Below are 18,832 nucleotides of genomic sequence, written 5' to 3'. Positions count from 1 at the left end.
CATCCTATTGTCGTTTCTCAATGGAGCTTAGAACCATGATAACCCACGATGCAAAGCAGGCATTTCTGTGCCCCTATACCCTTTACCGTGGGCACGTCACCCTAGACGCGCTGACCTTTGATGCCTACCTGCAGAAATTTGCTCAACGAGCAGGGTTTATTGCTGCTCTCCATACGAGTGGGAAACTTTCTACATCCGAAGCCTACAACCAGTTGGCTGATCTCTGGCATCAATTGAGCGAAGCCTATGCCCCTGTCTCACCCACCCTAAATTGTCAACCATAGAAGGAGCAATGCGATGGTAATCAATCCCCTCGATGATCTGCTGACCTATCCGCAGGGTCTCGGTGCTGCCAAGCGGACAGCCAACCAACTGACGATTCCTGAGCTAGTGCGCGCCCTGCGCCAAATTGACCCCCATAAGCGGGTATTGGCCTTTCGCCTCCTCGAAAAAGACAAGGCGATCGCAGTCTTTGAAGCCCTGACTCCCGATGAGCAGGCAACCCTCATTGAAGGGATGACGGATCCTGAGATTCTGCATTTTCTAGAAGCCCTTGAGGCCGATCAACGGGTGCGTCTCTTTGAGGAATTACCTGCCAAGGTCACCAAACGGTTGCTCAGCCAGTTAAGCTCAGAATCCCGCGACGCCGTGAACCTGCTGTTGGGCTATCCTGAGGGCACAATTGGTCGGCGCATGAATCTGCGCTACTTGGCGCTGCGGCAAGACTTGACCGTGGAGCAGGCGATCGCCGCTATCCGTGAGAGTTCCTTGGATATTAATGACCTGAGCATTATTTTTGTCATTGATGAACAGCGCTTTTATCGTGGCTTTGTGCAGCCGATCCAGTTGATGAAAGCAAATCCCCACCAGCCGCTTCAAGATTTGGTGCAAGGACAGGAACTGGCGATCGCTGTGACCGCGCCGGAACTATCCGCAGCCAAACTCCTCAAGGAATACGATGTCCCTGCTATTCCTGTGGTGGATCAAGAGGGGCGACTGGTGGGCGATATCACCTTTGATGATGTGATTGACCTGATTGAGGAGGAGGCAACGAGCACCATTTTGGCGCAAGCAGGTGTGGGCAACTTGCTCAACCGCGATCAAGCTTGGAGTGAACGACTGGTGCGCGGTCCCATTCGCTATGCAGTGCAACTGCGGATTATCTGCCTGATCATTACCCTCATTGGCGGTATGATTGTTGGCGGCGTGATTCAGTACTTTGAGGAAGTTCTGGAAGCCGTCGTTGCCGTAGCCATTTTCATTCCTGTGGTCATGGACATGGGAGGCAATGTCGGTACCCAATCCACCACTGTCTTTGCCCGTGGTCTTGCTTGGCAGCACATTGATATTCGTCGCTATGGCGGTTATCTCTTTCGCGAGTTTCGCATTGGTGCGATCATGGGTCTTATCTTGGGAACTGCTGGCGGCTTGATTGCCTTCTTCTGGCAAGGGCTACCCAACGACATTCCCCAACTGGGACTGGCTGTAGGGATTTCACTTTTTGTTGTAATTACCTTCGCGGCGATCTTAGGGGCATTGCTTCCTTGGGTGTTGCTGAAGTTGGGCTTTGACCACGGGCCAGCGGCGGATCCCTTTATCACAACCATCAAGGACTTTACAGGGCTGTTGCTCTACTTCTATCTGGTGAGTGTCTTCCTAGGGCTGTCGTTTTAACCGATGTCAACGAGTGATTTTATTGTCCGTTTGGTAGCAGCCTTTTGTCTTGGGGCAGCCCTCGGCTTGGAGCGACAATGGCGGCAACGCATGGCCGGTCTGCGCACAAATACCCTCGTGGCAACGGGGGCAGCACTATTTGTCATGCTCTCGGCTTTGACGCCGGGGGAAGCGAGTCCAACGCGGATTGCCGCCCAAATTGTCTCTGGTATTGGGTTTCTCGGCGGGGGCGTGATCCTGCGGGAAGGCCTCTCAGTACGGGGTTTGAATACGGCCGCTACTCTCTGGTGTGCAGCGGCGGTGGGGGCACTGTGTGGTTCGGGATTACTCTATCAGGCAACCTTAGGAGCAGTGGCAGTGCTCATGGCCAATCTGCTCTTGCGTCCCCTCGGCTATCGCATCAATCAGCAGCCCCTCAAGGGCACCGAAGTGGAGTTGTGCTATCGCTGTGATATTGTCTGCCGTGCTGAGGCAGAGGCTCATTTGCGGGCACTGCTGTTGCAGTCATTAGCTGGCAGTCGGCTGAAGTTGCGATCGCTCCTCAGCGAGGATATTGAAGACACCCCCGATCGCGTCCATATTGAAGCAGAACTCCTCAGTCAAGAGCGCAATGATGACTTTGTAGAAGGGCTGGTGAGCCGCTTGAGTTTAGAACCCAGTGTTCTTTCGGCGCGCTGGCGCATTACAGAGCAGGAGTATGGTTGATTTCTCTAGGGATAGAGGCGCATATTCAGACGAGCCGTGGTGCCCGCTTGCGGACATTGCAGACGCGGCGTATAAGTACCGCCAACTCGCCACACGGAAATATAGCGATTATCCCGTACCCATTGAATGGTTACTTCGCCACTACAGCCAAAATTACCGCCAAGATCGCGATCGCTAAAAAAGCCGCGCACGAAGCCATTGCCGCTTGCCGTGACGTTAATGGTGCCCTCATAAACTCGTCCATTGACTTTGGTGGTGTAGGGCAAGATATCTCCCGGCAAGGGGCTAAGCTGGTAGCCGTAAATTTCAGTCAGCCCGCTATCAGAAACTAGCGTCTCAGCAGCAGCAGGCAAAATAGAGGCCATACCCAGAACCACTGCGCCTAGCAAGCCCTGTAACATTTTCATAGACAGCCTCCTTTTGGAAAGATTGGAAACATAAACCGCTCCTCCCCTTGTCTCTATTGTCATTGTCTAGGAGGATAATTTCATACTTTAGGGAATGTGACAGGGCTGATAAAGAACTTGATATCTATTAAGCAGGACATCAAAGAAATGCCCGCACATCTGTAACTTCACCCGTAATAGCTGCGGCGGCCACCATCGCTGGACTCATGAGGAGTGTCCGTCCCGCTGCTGATCCTTGGCGTCCTTTGAAGTTGCGATTGGAAGATGAGGCACTGATCTGACGCCCTTGCAGCTTGTCGGGATTCATGGCGAGGCACATCGAGCAACCAGGATTGCGCCATTCAAACCCTGCGGCTTGGAAAATGACATCGAGACCCTCCGCTTCGGCTTGCGCTTTCACCCGTTCTGAACCGGGAACCACAAAGGCTTTGACACCGGGTTTGACTTTGCGCCCTTCGACAACTTTGGCAGCCTGCCGCAGATCACTAATGCGACCATTGGTGCAACTGCCAATAAAGCAGACATCAATCTTGGTGCCTTGAATGGGCTGCCCCGGTTGCAGATCCATGTAGGCATAGGCTTCAGCGGCGATCGCCCGTTCTGCCTCGGGCAAACTCTCTAGGGTGGGCAAGGTCTCATCCACCGCAATGCTTTGGCCGGGGGTAATGCCCCAAGTGACCGTCGGTGCAATATCTGCAGCCGCAAATGTGACAACATCATCGTATTCAGCATCGGCATCACTGACGAGCGATCGCCACCACACCAGCGCCTCATCCCAAGCCTTGCCTTGGGGAGCAAAGGGGCGGCCTCGTAAATAGGCAAAGGTGGTTTCATCGGGGTTGACATAACCGCAGCGGGCTCCCCCTTCAATGGCCATATTGCAGACGGTCATCCGCTCTTCCATTGAGAGCTGGGCAAAGGTACTGCCAGCAAACTCATAGGCATAGCCAACACCGCCTTTAACACCAAGGTGGCGAATAATGTGGAGGATGAGATCCTTGGCATAGACCCCAGAGCCAAGGGAGCCATTCACTTCTACTTTGCGAACCTTGAGCTTATTGAGGGCGAGGGTCTGAGTCGCCAACACATCCCGCACTTGACTGGTGCCAATCCCAAAGGCGATCGCCCCAAAGGCACCGTGGGTAGAGGTGTGGCTATCCCCGCAGGCGATCGTCATCCCCGGTTGCGTTAACCCCTGCTCGGGAGCAATCACATGGACAATGCCCTGACGACCGGAGCCAATCCCAAAGAAAGGAATATGGTGAGCACGGCAATTCGCCTCAAGGGCTTGCAGCATCTCTTCGGCAAGGGCATCTTGGAGAGGACGCGCCAGCGTATCTGTCGGCACAATATGATCCACCGTCGCCACGGTTCGCTGCGGATACAGCACCGCCAATCCCCGCTCCCGCAGCATGGCAAAGGCTTGGGGACTCGTCACTTCGTGAATCAGGTGCAGGCCAATAAAGAGCTGCGTTTGCCCTGAGGGCAGTGTCGCCACCGTGTGCTGTTCCCAAACCTTATCAAAGAGTGTGCCGCGACTCATAGACTCGTGAAAAAATCCAGCCTATCAATTATAAGCAAAAGGAAGAGATTCAGTACAGTGATTATACAAGGCAACTATCCGTTTTCAGTCACATCACAGCCATGTTGCAGCTTGGTTTATGATGTTTAACTTTATGAAAAAAGCTTTAATCGCTATGATTAAGCCAAAACTCGCGAACCTTTGTAAAGTATTTCAACCGCCCTTCAATTTTGCTAATTTCACGGGGATAGAATTCAGCTAATGCATCACACAACTCAAGCATCCACTGCTTACGGGAGTAGCCACGGTTAATCGTTAAAACATTAGAGTTCGCAATCTGAATTTGCCCCCAACCCAAAGCGCCAATTGTTAAGCAGTCCCACCCCAAAAACTCGATTGGCAGAAATTGAACATTTTCAATACCGATACGAGTTCTTTGAGCCTCATAGGCAATCAGCAAAATTGCAAAAACATTTTCATCTGATTGATAGAAACGAGTGAGGCGTTCTACAGAAATTAAATTGGGCATATTAAACTGTGTACTCAATCTGTGGGTTTTCACGTCAATGACATAGTAAAATCCTTGATCATCCTTGAAAGCGAGATCAGCCATGGCTCTACGGGCAAAATGTGCTGAATAGTTTTTACAAATCTCTTCACCAAGAACCGCCTGTAGATGATTGGCAAGAATTTGCTGAACAGCATCGCCAACAGCTCTTGGGCTATTGATTGTCACAGCAGACAAGAAATCTTCCTGTGAGTTTAAGAGTTCTTTGATGTTTTCTTCGATTTGACCAATCTGATCACCATAGAAAATATGTCTTTTTTCCATTGATTCTTATGTTTCCTCTAGGGAAAAAGCTCTGGTTGGTGAAATAGTTTTTCGCACTGATACTGCTTTTGCGTAAAACGTCCTTGCTCACTTAATGTGTTTCTTTCCCAAAACACGCCATCAGCATAGCCCTGAATCGAAGCATCTACTTCAGCCATTTCAAGGCGCTTCTCCGCTAGGCAAGCATAAGTCTCATCCAGTTCAACCCCCAAAAAACGCCTACCGAGCTTCTTGGCAACGACAGAGGTTGTTCCGGAGCCGAGGAACGGATCAAAAATAATGTCATCTGGATTGGAGCTAGCTAAAATGACCTTAGCCAGTAGTTTCTCGGGCTTTTGGGTGGGATGATCTGTATTTTCTGGCATTGACCAAAAGGGCACAGTTAAGTCTGTCCACAGGTTAGAAGGATGCGTTAGGCGGTAATTTCCTTCTTCCGTGGCTTCCCAATCTTTGGGATGTCCATTGACTCTATAGGGAGCGATGACTTTACGCTTGAGCTTAACAGCCTCAACATTAAAGGTGTACTCATTAGAAACAGTGCAGAACCATATATCCTCAGAGGCATTTTTCCAATTCTTGCTTGCTCCTCGTCCTTTCTCGCGCTCCCATGTAATTCGGTTGCGGATTTGAAAACGGTCTTTAATGACTTCAAATACAGCAGTTGAGGATTCCCAATCAGAGCAAATGTAAATAGATGCAGTTGGTTTTAGAATTTTTTCAAGACTCGACAAGCAAGACTCTAGCCAGTTGATGTAATCCTCTAAACTTTTTTTCTTGAAGCTAATTGAGTTAAATACTTTGTTCAGGTTGTAAGGTGGATCAATAAACAGCAAATCAACAAATTGACTTGGGAGAAACTTGATGACCTCAAAGATATCTTGATGGATGGTGCGGTTAATGATTTCTGATAGGCTCACAGGATGACTCAACCGTAGGAGTCGCTGTCGATACTTCGCTTGTTCTTGCTCGGTCAACGTAATTGTTCTATTTCTGGGGGCGCGTTCTTTGCTGTGAACCATATCGCTTTATCAAAACTTGATTACTGGTTTGAATCACATCCCCTGAGTGGCTAAGCATGACTCAATGTTAACCTAATAGCCAAGCCATCACCTGTTGACCAAGGCAAGTCCCATTGAGGCGATCAATCTCACGAACGCCCGTGGGGCTAGTGACATTCACTTCTGTCAAATAGCCACCAATGACATCAATCCCCACAAAGTACAGGCCATCGCGCCGTAGGGCAGGGGCTAAAGTTTGACAAATCTGGCGATCGCGCTCGGTAATTTCCACTGCTGCCACCCGTCCCCCTGTGGCCATATTGCCCCGAAATTCATCCCCTGTGGGAATCCGATTCACAGCACCAATGGGTTCCCCATTGAGGAGAATGATTCGTTTATCGCCTTCCTTGGCCGCGGGTAGATACTCTTGCACCATCACGGGCAGTTGTCCGCGTTGGGTACTGATTTCAATCATGGAATTGAGGTTGCGATCGCCCGCCTGCAAAAAGAGAATGCCTTCTCCGGCTTTGCCCCCCAAGGGCTTGAGCACCGCCATGCCCTGCTGCTGCACAAATTCCCGAATGCGCTGCTTATCTCCTGTGACAATCGTCTTGGGAATCACACTCGTAAATTGCAGGGCATACATCTTTTCATTGGCGTGGCGTAACCCTGCGGGCGAGTTGAGGACAAGGGTGGTCTGGGGATCGATTAAATCAAGACAGTACGTGGCATAGAGGTAGGCGGTATTGACTGGGGGATCCTTGCGCATCCACACGGCTCGAAAGGTGTTGAGGGGTCGCCATTCCACTGCCCCCGTCTGAAACCAAGGTTGGGGAATCTGCCACTGGCTGGCCACTAGTTGCACGGGCGATAACTGGATCGGGGTGAGCGCTGCCCATACCTGACCTTCGCGGATCAGCAGTTGGGAAATTTCCGTTACCCACACCTGTGCGCCTGCCGCTTGCGCTGCTTCCATCAAGGCCACACTGGTATCGTGGCCGGGGTCAAGGCGGGCGATCGGGTCAATAATAAAGGCAATATCCACGGCCATTCCGCTAGGCTGCCGCTTGCAGGAGCGTATCCAAGATGCCTTGTGCCTCTAGGGCATAGAGATCATCGCAGCCGCCAATGTGTTCGTTGTTAATAAAAATTTGCGGGAGCGATCGCCGGCCATGGGCACGTTGGGCCATTGCAGCACGAGCCGCTTCATCGCCATCAATGACGTACTCGGTAAATTTCACCCCTTTGCGCGTCAGTAATTGCTTTGCCCGAATACAAAAAGGACAACGAGACCACGTATAAATTTCCACGTTGGCCACGGCTTTACCTCGTTACAAAAATTCACTTTGATTCCAGCCTAGCAAAAAGGGAGAAGAGACACACCCCCTCTCCCTAGTGTCCTGTCCTACAACTCCCTACAAATAATTGGGATCTTGGACATTGCGAATTTTGCAGGCTTCAGCAATGCCGTACTGCGGTCGCAAGAAGCGATCCATCTGAGCCACAAAGAAACGCCGGTTGGCCATGAGATGCTCCGGATTGGGATCATCTAAGGGGTAGTAGAAGGCGGCACGGGTTGCTTGCAAAACAGCGGAGGTCACCGTGTACATGGCGTGCTGGAAGGCAATTCCCAACTGCACCAAAATATCATCCTCGCCGCGACAGTGCTGGTGGAAGTAATCCTTCAGGTATTGGGGTAGGAAGTGATACATGTCCTGATGCAGCAGTGTGGGGGGAATGCCCGCCGTCCCCACAGGGAATTTATCGGCAAAGAGAATGCCATAGTGGAAGTCCACCTGATCAGTGGGCACCTGATTGGCTTGGGCATTGTAGGACTTGGTTCCCCGGAAGGGCGCCGTGCGGTAAAAGACCGCTTCCACATAGGGGAAGGCCGCTTCATAGAGCCACATAAAGCCCTTTTCCTTGGGCACAAGGACATGCACCTCGCCATCAATATAGACGTGGTGGTAAATCGGGCGACCGGCAATGGCAAAAATTCCATTGACCAAGAAGTTCATGGCATCCTTGACGCTGGTAATGCTGCCCTCGTCATAGCGATCGCTCATCTCGAAGAAGACGGGTGCCATCACTTCCCAAAATAGCCCCAGCACGTTCATGTAGGTAGCTTGGCGAGCCTGCTCCAAGAAGAGGTCGGGAAAGAGCTTGTACAGCCCGAGCATCAGCGGGTTGCCTTTGAAGTAGGCGCGGATTGCCCTATCGGCGGCGGCTTTGTACTCTTCAGAGTCAAGGTAGATATCCAGCTGCCCCCCCATGCGATGCCACATCATTGAGCGCGCCAAGCTTTCGGAAAACTCCATGTTGATGCGGTCGTGCCAAAGGTGGTGGAGCAGACGCGGCATTTTCCCTGTTTCCCCCTTTGCAATAAATTCCATCAGTTCGGGGTGGGCATGGGCAGGGCCACGCCAAATCCGCAGATCCGCTGTATCCCCAGCATAGTGATTGGCCAACTCAAAGTAGTCCTTGGTTGGAAAATACTTGAAGAAGGGAAAAGGATGGATAAATACCCGCTCGCCGAGGTACAGCAAATTCCGCCAGTAAAAGTCCATCGGAATGGCGTAGGCCTTGTACATACCGATGATCTTCATCAGGTTCACTGGCGTGTCGGGAATGAGGGCACCCCCCGCCTCAAGGCGGTAAATAATGTCGGCTAGGGGGTGATCCAAGGGGGGCAGTTTTGCCGAACTGGGACGCTCAATTGTTTCAACCATGGTTTCCTCGCTGAGCTATAGGGGTAAACTGGCAACGGTTTCGGTGGCAGTAGGGATAGCGGCAACCAGCTGCGCACTGGTGGTTTCACTCCAACGCACCAGCCATGTTGGTTGGATGCCCAGAACCAGAATCAGCAGTGTCAGTACCATAGCGGGGAACTTCTCTGACCAAACCACCCGTGGGTAGTAGGCAGTGGCATTGTCAAGACGGCCAAAGCAGGTGCGGTTAATCAAAATCACAAAATAAACAGCCGTGAGGCCGGTGCCCACCACCGCAATTAGAGTTGGCATCGGGAAGGTACCATAGCTGCCTTGGAAGATTAAAAATTCCGCCACAAACCCCACTAATCCTGGAATACCGGCACTGGCCATCCCCCCCAAAATGAGGAGAGCACTGGTGGTCGGTAACCCCCGCAGAGGATTGAGCAAGCCATTGAGCACATTGAGTTCGCGGGTGCCAACTTTCGTTTCAATGACGCCGACCAAATAGAACAGCAATGCCAAAATCAGGCCATGGCTAATCATTTGGGCAATGGCGCCGACGATGCTGAGGTGAGTATGGGCTGCTGCCGCCAACAATACGTAGCTCATGTGACCAATGGAGCTATAGGCCACCATGCGTTTAATGTCCTTTTGGGCGATCGCAGCCAGTGCTCCATAGCTAATGCCAAGAGCCGCCACAAGGGCCAGCAGGCCAGAAAACTGCCCCCAAGCCTCTGGAAAACAGCCTAAGGCAAACCGCACTAGGCCATAGGCACCCAGCTTAGCTAGGATCCCCCCAAGGAGAATGGCGGTTGGCATTGAGGCTTCCACATAGGCATCGGGCAACCAACTGTGAAGGGGCACCAAGGGCATTTTGATGCCAAAACCTAGGATCAACAGCAGCAGCAGAATCCCTTGGGTCGTCGGTGCCAAGCCAGCAACCTGAATATCTTGATAGTCAAAGCTAGGAGCGTGGGTGAGCCAGCCCATCCCCAAAAAGGCAGCTAGCACGAGAATTCCTGAGACTGCCGTATAGATCAGAAACTTGATCGCTGCCTGCTCGCGACGCTGCCCGCCCCAGATCAAAATCAACAGGTAAAAGGGCACCAACTCAACTTCGTAAAAGAGAATAAACAGCAGCAGATTTTGTGCTGCTAACGCCCCGGTAATTCCCGCATTGGCCAAAAGAACAAGGGCATAGAAGAGCCGATGGCCACTTTTTTCACCCGTGAACACGACCACAAGGGTTAAGAACGTCCCCAAGACAATCAGCGGGAGGGACAACCCATCCACACCAAGGGAGTAGTTCAATCCCAAGGGCGACAGCCACGGCACAAATTCCGTAAATTGTAGTGCGGTCTGCTGGACATCAAACTGCGTCAGCATCCAGAGGGACAGGGCAAAGGTGACACCAGCGCTCACCAAAGCAACCGAACGCAAGGCTCGTTCTGGCAGCAGCGGCATCAGCAGCGCACCGATGACAGGCAAAACAATTAACAGCGTCAGCATAGGGCAAGAACCTCAAGGAATGGAGCACTAAGCCAGCAGTGGCCAACAAATGGCAATCACCAGAAGGGCGACCCCCATCAAAATGGTGAGGATATAGGCTTGGGATTGACCCGTTGTACTGTACTTCAGGCGATCGCCCCCTAGGAGGGTTGCTCCGCCAAAGGCATTGCCAGTGCCATCCACCAACGTGCGATCAAACCAAGCAGTCATGCGGGAAATCATATCCACTGCTCCCACCACTGTGGCTTTGTAGAGCTTGGGCGTATAGAAATCGTAGGCCAGCAGATCCTGTACCGACGGTAGCGGAAACTGCACCGGCTTGGGAATGGCTTTGCCGAGATAGACCCATGCGGCTGCTCCCCAGCCCAAGATAGCGGTTACCGTCAGGGCAGCTGCTGTGGTTAGGGAAGGATCTGTCCAAATCACCCAATCAAAGCGCCCCATGAGAATGGGCAAGTGCAGCACCAGACCCAGATCAACGGTTATCGGCAAAATCATCGGCCAAAAGACCTCGGGCGATCGCGCCGTCATTGGTTTGACCTCACCGCCCCAAATCAGGCAGAACGTGCGACCAAGACTAAAGGCAGCAAACGCATTCATCAATAGAAGCACCACCCCCACCCAAGGCAGTTGGGCAAAGGCCGTATCCAGCAATTCTGCCTGTGGGAAAAAGCTGGCCAAGGGGGGAACCGCCAGCAACCCTGCAGAACCAACGAGAAACGAAATACCGGAAATGGGGCGCCGCGACCACAGCCCGCCCAATAGGCGCAGATCTTGGGTAATGCTATTCCAAATAATGCTGCCAATGCTCATCATCAGCAGTGCCATGGCCACGCCGTAGGTGAGGATAAAGACAAAGGCTAAGCCCGGCTCCTTGAGACCAACGGCAATAAACACCCAGCCCATGTAGGCACTCACCAAATAGGAGAGGGCGCGTTTAATGTCCACCTGGGCAATGGCAATCAGGGTTCCCCCCAAGGCAGTGACGCTACCAATCACCAACAGCGCCGTCAGAGCCACAGGGGAAAGAGTCAGGACAGGGGTTAGCTTAACGAGTACCCATGCCCCCGTGGCTACAACAATGGCATTCCGGAGAATCGAAGCGGGAATCGGCCCTTCCATCGCTTCATCCAACCACAGGTGCAATGGGAATTGGGCACATTTCCCCATTGGCCCAGCAATCAGCGCCAAACAAATTAGGGTAATGAGGGTGGGATCCACCTGAGCCGTAGCTGCCCAAGCCGCTAAATCGTCGTAGTTCCAAGAGCCAGCAAGGGGATAAATCGCCAACACCCCCATCAGCAGCACCAAGTCTCCCACCCGCTTGGTGAGGAAGGCATCGCGGGCACCGGTCACCACCAGCGGTTGGTTAAACCAGAAGCCAATGAGCAAATAGGTCGCTAGGGTCAGAATTTCGAGCATGACATAGTTAAAAAACAGAGAATCCAGCAGCACCAGCGCCCCCATCCCCCCTTCAAACAGAGCCAATAGGGCAAAAAAGCGCGCCCAGCCCCAATCCATCTCCATGTAGCCGATCGCAAAGACCTGAGCCATGAGGTTCAAGCCCGTGATCAGCATCAGGGCAGTGGTCGTCAAAATCGAAATTTCAACGGGAACGTCAAAGTGCAGGCCTGCAACATCAAGCCACGTCCAGTGCAAAGACTGCGGCGGCTGGTTGGCGATCGCCACCGTGGCCAACAGTGCATGAACAAAGGAGAAAAACGTGAGCAAGAGATTCAAATAGCCCGCTGGACGAGGTCCCGTTTTCCGAGTAATCCCCGGTGACCAAATCAAGGACAGCACCATTCCCGCCAGCGAGTAAAAGGGAATGAGCCATACTGTGTCCGCAAATGATTGCAACATAAACCCCGCTTATGCCTATGGACAAGACTAATTAGATTTAATCTTATCTATGAACGGTACTGCACTTCACAGGGTCAAGAATAAAGTTGCATCAATATCCCTTATTGCCCAGATAAAAGGCAACTATGAAGGATTGAGCATTGTTTAGGATAGCTATAAAAGCTTAGGGGGAAATTTGAAAGGTCACTCGTGCGGTGTAGCCCACATAACAGAAATTGCCTTCGCCCCAGTCTTGATCAGCGTCTAATTCAACGCGCACTTGGCTTTGACGTGGATAGTTTTCGGGAATGGGAATGACCTGATCGTCGCCGGGGTTGAGGCGACCCAAGCCAGAGCGAATGTTGGTGACTGTGCCCCAAACCACCTTGCCTTTGCTGCCATAGAGTTCAATTTTGGCCTTGGTACCGGGGTGGATTAGCCGCAGGGACTGTTCCTCTACAAACACATCAATCCAGCGCCGTTGACAATCCAATAACTGCAAAATTTGATCCCCTTTGCCGAGAAACATCCCCGGACGGGCATCCACCCGCCAGACATAGCCGGCAATGGGAGCCGTTACCTTCACCACCTTGCGCTGAGCAACCTCCTGCCGGGCTTGGGCAACCTGTCGCTGTTGAGCCGCAATTTCCCGTTTCAGCCCTTGGACGATCGCCTGCTGTTCGCTAATCTGAATTTTTAGCTCCTGAAGCCGCAGGCGGGGGTCATAATTACTGCGAGTGTTGCGCAGGGTCAGTCCCAATTCAGCGGCACGGGCATCGGCCTTGAGCGCCTCTACCCTATCAGCGGCAGCCTCCACTTCCCGTTGGCGAGCAGCCACTTGCGCTTGGCTTTGCTGCAATTCCGTTAGAGCCGCATCTGCTTGGGCTTGGGGTACCGCTCCCTGCTGCGCCAACTGGCTAAAGCGCTGGTAGTTAATTTTTGCGAGTTGATAGCGTGCCTTGGCATCAGCCAGATTCGCTCTAGCAGCCCCTAGTTCCGCTTGGGCAGCCGCCACTTGGCGATTGGTTTGTTTCACCTCAAGCAGCTGTTGATGGCGTTCATCCCCTTGGGCAGAGGCGAGGAGTCCCTGCAACTGAGCCAGTTTTGCCTGAGCGGCTTCTAGTTCACCCTGCCGCCGTTCGAGCCATTTTTCAACTTCCTTGAGGTCGCCTTGGCTAAGGTAGTCATTTTCTAGCACGGCTAGGGGCGTCTCCTCCGCTGGCTTGATAAATTGCCCCACCTTTGCCCTCAGTTGCTGGAGGGTTCCTTCCTCCGGAGCCCGCACATTCACAATGACGCCATTAATGACCGCATCACGACTGCGAACCGTTGTCAAATGTTGGTAGAGAAACACCCCTGCAAAGGCAAGGATGCCACACCCGGCTGCGAACACTAACAAATTGGCAAGGAGCGATCGCCGTAGCTTCAGTTGCTGAGTCGGTACAACCTGATTTTTAATCTCCGTCAAAGGGGAGACTTGGCTTAAACTAGATGCAGAATCTGAAGCTGGCTTTTTCATAGAAAACTCACAACAAGTCAATTAAAGTGAATAAAATCGCCCAGCTATTTTGCATAATTGACAGGTAAAAGCTTTGTGCTAAAAACGCCTCATGTTTCCCTCACAATTGAACCTTAAAGAGTCTTGAATATTTTTTTACTAGCTTCATCTAAACATACTCACTAACCTTTTGTTATCCGTACAACTACTGAAGCTGACAGACATCCAATCTTCGATTACCACAGGTTTTCAGAGCCTTAGCCCGCCCCAAAAGTATGGATAGAGTACGTATGATAAAAGTATCCGTGGCAGACCCCTATGACCCACCTTCCAGACGTTGACAAACAAGCATGGCTAATTGTGCGCTCCCAAGGTACGGTGGTCGGCAAGTATCACCTCGCAGGAAAGGCGTTCTGGAAAATTGGCCGCGCCAGCGACTGTGACATTATTATTCACGACCCCTATATTTCCCGACATCAGGCAACTATTGAACTACGCCCTCGGGGCAATGCCCTAGTGTACCTGATCCGTGACAACAATAGTCGCAATGGCACATTAATTAACGGTACACCCCTGTCGGAGGAGCGAGTCTTATACCATGGAGACCTTATTATGATGGGGGATACGGATCTCGCGTTTCACTATACAAGTCCGACCCCGTCTGTCCCGCCTAATGTGTTGCAGTGCTCTTGAGAACCAACCTGTCACCCCTCGATGAATTTTTGTGGGCCATTTTAGGCCTCCTGCTGACAGTGGCTGGAACCTTCATGGAGGCGGCGATCGCCCTCCCCAACCTCCTCAATGAGGAAGGGCAATTTGTTTTGCCCAGTTCATGGGCCGCCGTTCCCGTGTATGGGTTACCCGTCTCCTATCAAGTTGCGGCGGTTCTTCTAGTGGGCTGCATGGGGGGACGGCAAGCCGCCGCCCTCTCTCAGGTGGCTTATCTGATTCTGGGTCTCAGCGGGTTTCAGGTGTTTTCCCAAGGGGGAGGTCTGGACTACTGGCGTGAACCGACATTCGGTTACCTCTTGGGTTTTGTGCCGGGGGCTTGGGTCTGTGGTTGGCTGGCTTTTCGCCCCCAAAAGCGAGTGAGTTTAGAATGGCTTGCTTTGAGTGGCCTAGGGGGACTGGTGCTCATTCATGTCTGCGGTGCCCTCTACCTCAGTGGTCTGGCTCTTGCAGGGCAGTTGAGTCAACCCTTGGTGGAGCTACTAGAGCAGTATTCGCTTTTTGCCTTGCCAGGGCAGTTGGTGATTGTCTGCTTGGTGGCAGCGATCGCGCGGGTGTTGCGCTTGATTTTGCTGTATTAAAGCTAAACCATTAAAATTTGCCTTCAATTAAACCTTCGGCCTCTAGGGCGATCGCTCGCAGGCGGTCTAGGATCTGCGGATCCGGTGCTTGCCACAGTTGACGCTGGGCAGCTTCGAGGAGTCGCTCGGCCATGTCCCGCAGTGCCCAAGGATTATGCTGCGCCACAAAGGCTTGCATTTCGCTATCAAGCAAATAGGTCTGAGTAATGCCTGTAAACACATAATCGGGCACACAGCGAGCCGTAGCGGCATAGCCAAAGAGATAATCCACTGTGGCGGCCATTTCAAAGGCACCTTTGTAGCCATGGCGCTTGATGCCGGCTAGCCATTTGGGATTAATGACGCGGGAGCGATAGACTCGCAGCAGTTCCTCTTGGAGGGTGCGAATTTTCGGCTGCTCTGGCCGTGAGTGATCGCCAAAGTAAACCGTGGGCTGCTGCCCCGATCGCGATCGCACGGCAACGGTCAAGCCCCCCTGAAACTGGTAATAATCATCGGAGTCCAATAGATCATGCTCGCGGTTGTCTTGGTTTTGCAGCACCACTTGCAATTGACTCAGCCGCTGCTCTAGGGCTTCCGCTGCATTGTGGCTGTGGGCTTCGCCGGTGTAGGCATAGCTACTCCAGTGAATATAGGCGCGGGCAAGATCGTCATCCCCCTGCCAGTTTTGGGCTTCGATCAGTCCTTGGAGTCCCGCCCCATAGGCACCGGGCTTGGAACCAAAGATGCGAAAGCGTGCCCGTTCCTGAGCTTGATTCAGGGAGAGACCCTGCTGTTGCCAATAGGCCGTTTCTTTGGCCACTTGGGCTGCCAAGGGATTTTGATCCGCAGGTTCATCCAACTGGCTCACCCGCTGCACCGCTTCATCAAAAAGAGCAATCAGGTTGGGAAAGGCATCGCGGAAAAAGCCAGAAATCCGCAGCATGACATCCACACGCGGTCGTCCCAACAGCGACAGGGGAATCACCTCCAAATCCACCACCCGCCGCGAGGCGCCCTCCCAGACAGGGCGTACCCCCAACAGGGCAAGGGCTTGGGCAATATCGTCGCCCCCGGTGCGCATGGTTGCGGTTCCCCATACCGAAAGACCTAGGGTACGGGGAAATTCTCCCTGCTCTTGACAATAGCGTTCGATGAGGGCTGCCGCCGATCGCTCCGCCAATGCCCAAGCAGCTTCCGTCGGTACCGCTCGCAAATCCACTGCATAGAAATTCCGTCCGGTGGGTAGGACATCCGGACGACCACGACTGGGGGCACCGGCAGCGCCACTGGGAACATAGCCGCCATTGAGGCCATGGAGAAAGTGGTCAATTTCTTGGCGGGTCTGTTGCAGGGCAGGGTAGAGCACCGTACGAATCCAATCCAGTACCTGCTGAGTTGCACGGCCACAGGGGAGATCAGGGGTGCCCTTCAGTAAGTCCTCCACCAGTTTTGCCGCGGTTTCCTCGAGGGCATGCTGCCACTCACCAACGGAACGGTATCTAGGTACAGGACTTGGATCGGTTGGGTTAGCGGTCAGGGGATCTAAATCAACCCCTTGATCCTTTGCTAAGGCACGAGTGAGACCCATGTGCTGGCCACTGGGACTGCGGGCGATCGCCACCATCAGATCTCGCAACTGCCGTCCCTGAGGGCATTGGCCAAGAATATGCAGGCCATCGCGAATCTGGGCATCCCGCAGATCACAGAGGTAGCCATCGGTGCGCGCTAGCCACGCCGTCCAGGTTTCCTCAGGATTGGGGGCACCAATTTCTTGATCGAGATCGAGTTCTTTGACGAGGGCTTCAATCTGCTGCCGCAGCACACTCAAACGGGGGCGATCGAACTGCTCAGCGGCGTAGTATTCCTCAATGTAGTGGCTGAGGGTCTCTAGACCACCGTACAGCTCAGCACGGGTGAGGGGGGGAGTCAGATGATCCAAAATCACTGCTTGAGCACGGCGTTTGGCTTGGGCACCTTCACCGGGATCGTTGACAATGAAGGGGTAAAAGTGGGGGACAGGGCCAAGGGCAATTTCGGGAAAACAGGTGTCACTGAGGGCAATGCCTTTGCCAGGGAGCCATTCTAGATTGCCGTGCTTGCCGACATGGACAATCGCATCCACCCCAAAAACATGGCGCAGCCAAAAGTAAAAGGCGAGATACGCTGGGGTGGGTTCCAAATCGGGGGCATGGTAATTCAAACTGGGGTCGCGATCGTAGCCCCGACTGGGTTGGACACCGACAAAAATGTTGCCCCAACAGTCACCAGCAATGGGGAGGTCTGTGGTGGGCGACGGCCAGCGTTCGTTAATGGCCGCCTGTACTGCCCTTGGTAGGTTCTGAAAATAGTGCTGGTAGGCCTCAAGGGGAAGGGTGTAGCGGGGCTGCCGCCAGTGATTGCCTTCGGGGTCGTTGGTGCGGTAGCGGCTGAGGTGGTGGATCAGGGCATCGCCATCCTTGGGCAACGGGTCAGTACCCAGATCATAGCCAGCCTGCTGCAATGCCTTCAGGAGTGCCACCGTACTGTTGGGGGTGTCGAGACCGACGCCATTGGCAAGACGACCATCGCGGCAGGGATAGTTGGCTAAAATCAGGGCAATGCGGCGCTCATGGGGGGCTTTGTGGCGCAGTTTCAGCCAGTTGGCTGCCAGATCACTGACCCAGTGCAGGCGATCGCCCGCCGGGGCATAGGTGGTCACGGTGGTTTCCACATCTGTTTGAATTTGCGACACCGCCTTAAAGGACACCGCACGGGTAATGATGCGGCCATCCACCTCCGGCAGGACGACGTGCATGGCAAGGTCGCGGGGCGTCAGTCCTTGGGGATGGTGTTGCCAAGTCTCGTGGGTGTTGCTGCTGAGAATGACCTGTAGCACGGGGACATCCAATTGCTGCCAAAAGTTGACCTCCTTGGGCTTGGCGATCGCGAACCCCGTCGTATTGAGAATCAATTCCACCTTGCCCCGCCATGCCGCCAGCAGTTCCCGTTGAATGTCTAGATCTTGCAGCGAGGAGACAAACAGGGGGACAGGTGCCAATTGCCGCTGCAGCAAGGCCTGAGCGAGGGCATCCATCACCGCCGTATTGCCCGCTAAGTAATGGGCACGGTAAAAGAGAATCCCCACCTGCGGCCAGTCGCTGGCTATCTGCCCCGCAATCGGATAGCTGCCCCAGCGGGGAATCCTTTGGGGGGGTGGGGGGGGCTGACCCCAACCGCAACCGTAGTGGCCAATGAACTCTAGGGCACGCTGAATATTTTCCTGTCCGCCCTCGCGGAAGTATTGCCAGAGGCGATCAACTTGGGCCAGCGGCCAACTGGAGAGGCTCATGAGTTCTAAGTCGGGGCGATCGTCCCCCGGCAATAAGATCAACTGCCCACCGCGATCGCTCACCATTTGCTGCGCCACCTCTAGGCCATAGCTCCAATAGCCCCGTCCCCCCAAAAGGCGAATCACGACCACGTCGGCCTTGGCTAGGACGCGATCGCCATAGTCATCAATGGCTGCTGCTGCTTGTAAATGCAGTAAATTCGCCAAGCGTAGAGGGGGAAAGTTCTCGGGTAGCTGCTTGTAGGCTTGAGCCAGCAGGGCAATATCCGTATCCGCTGCCGTTAAAATAATAACGGGAGCACTGCTTTGCTGTAGAAATGCAACATCGCTGTTATCTGTGGCAACAGTCAGATCATTTAATGTAAGAATTCGATGCATGCGTTGACAACAATCATTAAAGAAACTGGTGGGTTTTCCCCCCTGTCCCCCTTGAGCCGCTACAACAGAAATTAATGGGAAAAGCCTCTAGCGATCGCAACCCGCATGGCAATGCCACTTTCTGTGATGAACCGAT

16 protein-coding genes are annotated in these 18,832 nt (G+C 53.2%); 5 read left to right on the top strand and 11 right to left on the bottom strand.

Going from position 1 to position 18,832, the window contains the following annotated elements; translation table 11 throughout:
• Positions 1–35: 35 nt before the first annotated feature.
• From RHJ80_RS04740 to RHJ80_RS04730, 3 genes are read left to right on the top strand one after another with little or no spacing between them, the layout of a single operon-like run.
• Positions 36–284, top strand: a complete 249-nt coding sequence (locus tag RHJ80_RS04740) for a hypothetical protein (RefSeq protein ID WP_310453268.1) — start codon at positions 36–38, stop codon at positions 282–284.
• A gap of 13 nt (positions 285–297) precedes the next feature.
• Positions 298–1,674, top strand: a complete 1,377-nt coding sequence (mgtE, locus tag RHJ80_RS04735) for a magnesium transporter (protein WP_302676640.1) — start codon at positions 298–300, stop codon at positions 1,672–1,674.
• Between the two features lie 3 nt (positions 1,675–1,677).
• Entirely contained in the window at positions 1,678–2,379 is a 702-nt protein-coding gene (locus RHJ80_RS04730) for an MgtC/SapB family protein (RefSeq protein ID WP_206201285.1), read from the top strand.
• A 5-nt stretch (positions 2,380–2,384) separates the two neighbouring features.
• Here the strand turns inward: RHJ80_RS04730 and RHJ80_RS04725 are convergent, their stop codons facing one another.
• The 10 genes from RHJ80_RS04725 to RHJ80_RS04680 all read right to left on the bottom strand — a co-directional run bounded on the left by RHJ80_RS04725 (position 2,385) and on the right by RHJ80_RS04680 (position 13,719).
• On the bottom strand, positions 2,385–2,786 hold the full coding sequence (locus RHJ80_RS04725; protein ID WP_206201284.1) for a hypothetical protein: 402 nt from the start codon (positions 2,784–2,786) through the stop codon (positions 2,385–2,387).
• Between the two features lie 139 nt (positions 2,787–2,925).
• A complete protein-coding gene (leuC, locus tag RHJ80_RS04720; protein WP_206201283.1) occupies positions 2,926–4,329 on the bottom strand; it encodes a 3-isopropylmalate dehydratase large subunit in 1,404 nt (467 codons plus the stop codon).
• A 145-nt stretch (positions 4,330–4,474) separates the two neighbouring features.
• Positions 4,475–5,140, bottom strand: a complete 666-nt coding sequence (locus tag RHJ80_RS04715; RefSeq protein WP_310801570.1) for a hypothetical protein — start codon at positions 5,138–5,140, stop codon at positions 4,475–4,477.
• 17 nt (positions 5,141–5,157) lie between these two features.
• Complete coding sequence (locus tag RHJ80_RS04710) at positions 5,158–6,159, bottom strand: DNA methyltransferase (protein ID WP_315863346.1); 1,002 nt, start codon at positions 6,157–6,159, stop codon at positions 5,158–5,160.
• Between the two features lie 67 nt (positions 6,160–6,226).
• Positions 6,227–7,183 carry a glutathione synthase gene (gshB, locus tag RHJ80_RS04705; RefSeq protein WP_310801690.1) on the bottom strand — a complete coding sequence of 319 codons (957 nt, stop codon included), beginning with the start codon at positions 7,181–7,183 and terminating at the stop codon, positions 6,227–6,229.
• Positions 7,184–7,193: 10 nt separating this feature from the next.
• Positions 7,194–7,457, bottom strand: a complete 264-nt coding sequence (gene grxC, locus RHJ80_RS04700) for a glutaredoxin 3 (protein ID WP_206201279.1) — start codon at positions 7,455–7,457, stop codon at positions 7,194–7,196.
• Between the two features lie 96 nt (positions 7,458–7,553).
• Positions 7,554–8,867 carry a CO2 hydration protein gene (locus RHJ80_RS04695; protein ID WP_310437868.1) on the bottom strand — a complete coding sequence of 438 codons (1,314 nt, stop codon included), beginning with the start codon at positions 8,865–8,867 and terminating at the stop codon, positions 7,554–7,556.
• Between the two features lie 15 nt (positions 8,868–8,882).
• On the bottom strand, positions 8,883–10,358 hold the full coding sequence (locus RHJ80_RS04690; RefSeq protein ID WP_310743460.1) for an NADH-quinone oxidoreductase subunit M: 1,476 nt from the start codon (positions 10,356–10,358) through the stop codon (positions 8,883–8,885).
• Positions 10,359–10,385: 27 nt separating this feature from the next.
• A complete protein-coding gene (locus RHJ80_RS04685) occupies positions 10,386–12,221 on the bottom strand; it encodes an NAD(P)H-quinone oxidoreductase subunit F (RefSeq protein ID WP_310801568.1) in 1,836 nt (611 codons plus the stop codon).
• A gap of 163 nt (positions 12,222–12,384) precedes the next feature.
• The gene (locus RHJ80_RS04680; RefSeq protein WP_310801567.1) at positions 12,385–13,719 is read right to left on the bottom strand and encodes an HlyD family efflux transporter periplasmic adaptor subunit; all 1,335 of its coding nucleotides are present in this window, start codon (positions 13,717–13,719) and stop codon (positions 12,385–12,387) included.
• Positions 13,720–14,016: 297 nt separating this feature from the next.
• On the opposite strand from RHJ80_RS04680, the gene RHJ80_RS04675 reads away from it, so the two are divergent.
• Positions 14,017–14,391 (top strand): FHA domain-containing protein, encoded by a 375-nt coding sequence (locus RHJ80_RS04675; protein WP_206201274.1) that lies wholly within the window; start codon positions 14,017–14,019, stop codon positions 14,389–14,391.
• Between the two features lie 74 nt (positions 14,392–14,465).
• On the top strand, positions 14,466–15,008 hold the full coding sequence (locus RHJ80_RS04670) for a biotin transporter BioY (RefSeq protein WP_302677817.1): 543 nt from the start codon (positions 14,466–14,468) through the stop codon (positions 15,006–15,008).
• Positions 15,009–15,018: 10 nt separating this feature from the next.
• Here RHJ80_RS04670 and cobN read toward each other — a convergent pair whose 3' ends face one another.
• Positions 15,019–18,696, bottom strand: a complete 3,678-nt coding sequence (cobN, locus tag RHJ80_RS04665) for a cobaltochelatase subunit CobN (protein ID WP_310437872.1) — start codon at positions 18,694–18,696, stop codon at positions 15,019–15,021.
• Positions 18,697–18,832: the final 136 nt, after the last annotated feature.

The organism is Thermosynechococcus sp. QS41 (assembly GCF_031583515.1).
Taxonomy (GTDB): Bacteria; Cyanobacteriota; Cyanobacteriia; order Thermosynechococcales; family Thermosynechococcaceae; genus Thermosynechococcus.
Note: the sequence above shows the minus strand (reverse complement) of the source record. Positions and strands in the feature narration are given on the sequence as shown.